The sequence below is a fragment of the uncultured Actinomyces sp. genome (assembly GCF_963526355.1).
Classification (GTDB): Bacteria; Actinomycetota; Actinomycetes; order Actinomycetales; family Actinomycetaceae; genus Actinomyces.
Window position 1 is genome coordinate 1 of the sequence record NZ_CAUROW010000155.1, and the last position, 3,361, is coordinate 3,361.

Below are 3,361 nucleotides of genomic sequence, written 5' to 3' on the forward strand. Positions count from 1 at the left end.
CCGCAGCACCTTGCGCAGCTCGTCCTTGGCGTCGTCGACCTCGAGTCGGCTCGTATCGGGCAGGTCAAGTGCGCCGGTCGTCATGGCGTCATCTTTGCAGGCGATGGCGTTTCGCATCTGAATCGTTCGTCCCGGCGGGGCACGACGTGCACTGCAAACCTGACGGTAGCCTGAGTGTCATGAGAACAGTGGCCGAACACCTGGCCGCCTGCCTGGAGATCGCCCAGGCGGCAGCGCCCCTCGACGTCGTCCTTCCCGATGCCGTCGGCTGCGTCCTGGCCCAGGACATCATCGCCGGAATCGATCTGCCCGCCGTGGACCTTGCCGGCCAGGACGGCTACGCCGTCATCGCCGGGGACGTCTCCGAGGCCGGCCGGAGCAACCCGCTCGGGCTCGATGTCGTCGACGCGGTGCGCGCCGGCGACATGCGCCCCTGTCACCTCGTCTCCGGGGCAGCAGTCCTCATCGACTCCGGCGCTCCCATGCCGTTGGGGGCTGACGCCGTCGTCCCCTGGACCGACACCGACCGCGGCGAGTCCCGGGTCAGCATCTACCGCGCCGTCGTGGCCGGCGACAACGTACGCCGCCGCGCCGAGGACGTGAGGTCCGGAACCACCGTCCTCACACGGGGCTCACGTGTCAGCGCCCGGCAGATCGCCCTCCTGGCCGGCCTCGGGCTGCACCGGGTGCGCGTGCATCCCGCTCCGCGCGTCGTCGTGGTCTCCATCGGTGACGAGCTGGTCGAGCCCGGCCAGTCCCGTGAGGCCGGCGACGTCTTCGATGCCAACGGCCACGCCCTGGCCTGTGCGGTCACCGACGCCGGCGGTCAGGCCTTCCGTGTCGCCGCCGTCCCCGACGAGCTGCGCGCCCTGGCCGAGACCATTGAGGACCAGCTGGTGCGCGCCGACGTCCTCATCACCACCGGGGGCCTGAGCGTCGGCCAGGGTGACACGGTCAAGGAGGTCCTCTCCCCCTTGGGTTCGGTACGGTTCGACGCCGTCGCCATGTCCCCGGGCCGTCAGCTGGGTGTGGGGACGGTCGAGGGCACCCCGATCCTCTGTCTGCCCGGCGATCCGGTCAGCGCCCAGATCGCCTTCGAGACCTTCGTGCGCCCGGTCCTGCGCCAGATCGCCGGGCGCACCTCCCTGCACCGCTCCAGCCTGCCCGCGACCATCTCGGAGGGATGGCACTCGCCGGCGGGCAAGCGCGAGTTCATCCCCGTCCAGGTCAGTGGCTCGCCCACCCGCGGCTACCGAGCCGAGCCGACGACGCCACCTGGAACCGTCCGGCTGCACGGTCTGTCCGAAGCCAACGCCATTGCAGTCGTTCCCGAGGACACGCGCACCGTGGTGGCCGGCGACACTCTCCACTGCCTCCTGCTGGACGCTTGATGCCCGACTCGGTTTCACGGCGAGAACCGTGCGAGGACGTCGAGGGGCGGCCCTCGAGGTCAAGGGGTCGCGGTGACCGTTTCGGCGGGGGAGCGCGGCGAGCCGTTGCCGGTCTGCTGCTCGGGGCGGGCTCCACGCCGCGCTTCGTCTGGCCGGTTCGCCTGGAGCCCGAAGCGGTTCGGGGAGGACCAGTGCCCAGTGAGTCGATGGACCCGAGGCGCCGCCCGTCCGTCGCGGTGCGTGAGCTCCGGACCGACGACTGGGAGGCCTGGAGCGCCTTGCGGCTGTCGGACAGTGAGCGACTCGCCCCCTGGGACGCCACCCCGCCCCCCGGAGGCGGGGAGACGATGAATTCCTTCCCCGTCTTCGTGCGTCGCCAGACACGCCGGGCCCGGCTGGGGGAGGCGATGCCCCTCGTCGTCGAGGTCGACGGCGCCTTCGCAGGTCAGATTGCCGTCGACCCGATCATCTGGGGGTCCACGCGTAGCGCCCAGGTGGGCTACTGGATCGGAGGCTCCTGGCAGGGGTCTGGAATCATGCGTCTGTCAGTGGCCATGGTTCTCGACCATCTCCTGGGACCGGTCGGCCTGCACCGCGTGGAGATCAACGTACGCCCCGAGAACGTACGAAGCCTGGCGCTGTGCCGTGGGCTCGGGCTGCGCGAGGAGGGGCTGCGGCGTGGGTACATGCACATCAACGGAGCCTGGGCCGATCATGTGTCCTTCGCCGCCCTTGCCGAGGAGGTCCACGGTCCGGGTGGCGTCGGCTTCCAACGGCGACTCACCCGCAGGTGACGGCTTGCGCAGCTTGTCCGCCGCTGGGAGCCGACGCGTTCTCGAGGCGGTGGAGAAGGGGCTCTGAACGGTCGTCGTCCGGCCGCGCGAAGACCACGTATCGGGGCGGAAGAAACTGCTGTGACTAGTGTGATGACAGAGGTGTCATACTGACGGTGTGACATCTAGAATCTCAGGTATTTCGCAGGAAAACCGGAGTGTTCCTGCGCGGCGATAAGGGTGCGCGCGCCTACGGTTACGATGTGGGAATCGGAATCTGGGCAGTCATCGCCCTCGTGACGGTTCTCTCCGTGTACCTCCTTCCGTATCTGGTGGGGCGCCGCGAGATGGTGCGACGCTCCAACGTCCAGGACCGCTACTCGGCCGAGTTGCGTGTCCTGGCCACGGGCGCGGCCGCCGTCGAGCATGACGACACCTGCGCGAGCAGTGGGCATGCGGAGCTCTTTCGACGTCGACCGGAGGTGAAGGTGATGAACAGGCCCGCCGTGAGGAATGTGCGTGCCCTGCGCACCGAGCGCGAGCTCGACCAGGCTCGTCAGGCCCACGCCCGGGGGCGCGAGCGCCGTCGGGTCGCCGCCTCCCACCGTGGGATCGTCGCCAGTGTCCTGCTCGGAGTGTCGCTCGGCACCTGGGTGCTGGGCTTCGTGACGGCCCTGCCCTGGTGGCCTGCCCTGCTGCCCACGGCGCTGCTCGGGGTCTCGATGGTGGCCGGCCGTCGCGCCGCCCTGGCCTCGGCTGCGGCGGACCGCCGTGAGCGCCGTCGTATCGCCGAGCTCGAACACACCCTGGTGACCCTGACCGGTCGGAGCTCGACCGCTTCCGTCGTGGCGGCGCCCCGCTCCGTCGTCGACGGCGCCCGCGGAGCCTCCAGCGACGCTGATGACTCAGGAGTGTCTTCACCCGCCGCACCGGTCGGCGAGTCCGGTGCGGCGCAGGATCCCTTCATGGAGCGACTCTCCCGCGAGGACGTTCGCGGGACGGCCACCCGATCCGCTACGTCGGCCCGGGAGACGACCGGGAGTGCGGCCGCTCCCACATCGGCCCCCACAGCCTCCGCGACTGCGCCGACCGCTGAGACCACCGGAGCCGGCGGGGCTCAGCCTTCCCTCGCCGCCGCGTCCGATGCGTCGGACGCGGAGCGCCACGCCGAGCCGGACACGGAGCTCGACTCAGACC

2 protein-coding genes and 2 pseudogenes are annotated in these 3,361 nt (G+C 70.5%); 3 read left to right on the forward strand and 1 reads right to left on the reverse strand.

The annotated features are described in order from the left end of the window. Positions 1-84, reverse strand: a pseudogene (locus RWR81_RS13705) (5-formyltetrahydrofolate cyclo-ligase); the annotation flags it as partial. 95 nt (positions 85-179) lie between these two features. Between RWR81_RS13705 and glp the strand changes: the two are divergent. The 3 genes and pseudogenes from glp to RWR81_RS13045 all read left to right on the forward strand — a co-directional run. Continuing rightward, positions 180-1,391, forward strand: a complete 1,212-nt coding sequence (gene glp / locus RWR81_RS13035) for a gephyrin-like molybdotransferase Glp (protein WP_314458146.1) — start codon at positions 180-182, stop codon at positions 1,389-1,391. A 191-nt stretch (positions 1,392-1,582) separates the two neighbouring features. After that, complete coding sequence (locus tag RWR81_RS13040) at positions 1,583-2,185, forward strand: GNAT family protein (RefSeq protein WP_314458147.1); 603 nt, start codon at positions 1,583-1,585, stop codon at positions 2,183-2,185. Between the two features lie 242 nt (positions 2,186-2,427). Beyond that, positions 2,428-3,361 (forward strand): annotated as a pseudogene (locus RWR81_RS13045) (hypothetical protein); the annotation flags it as partial.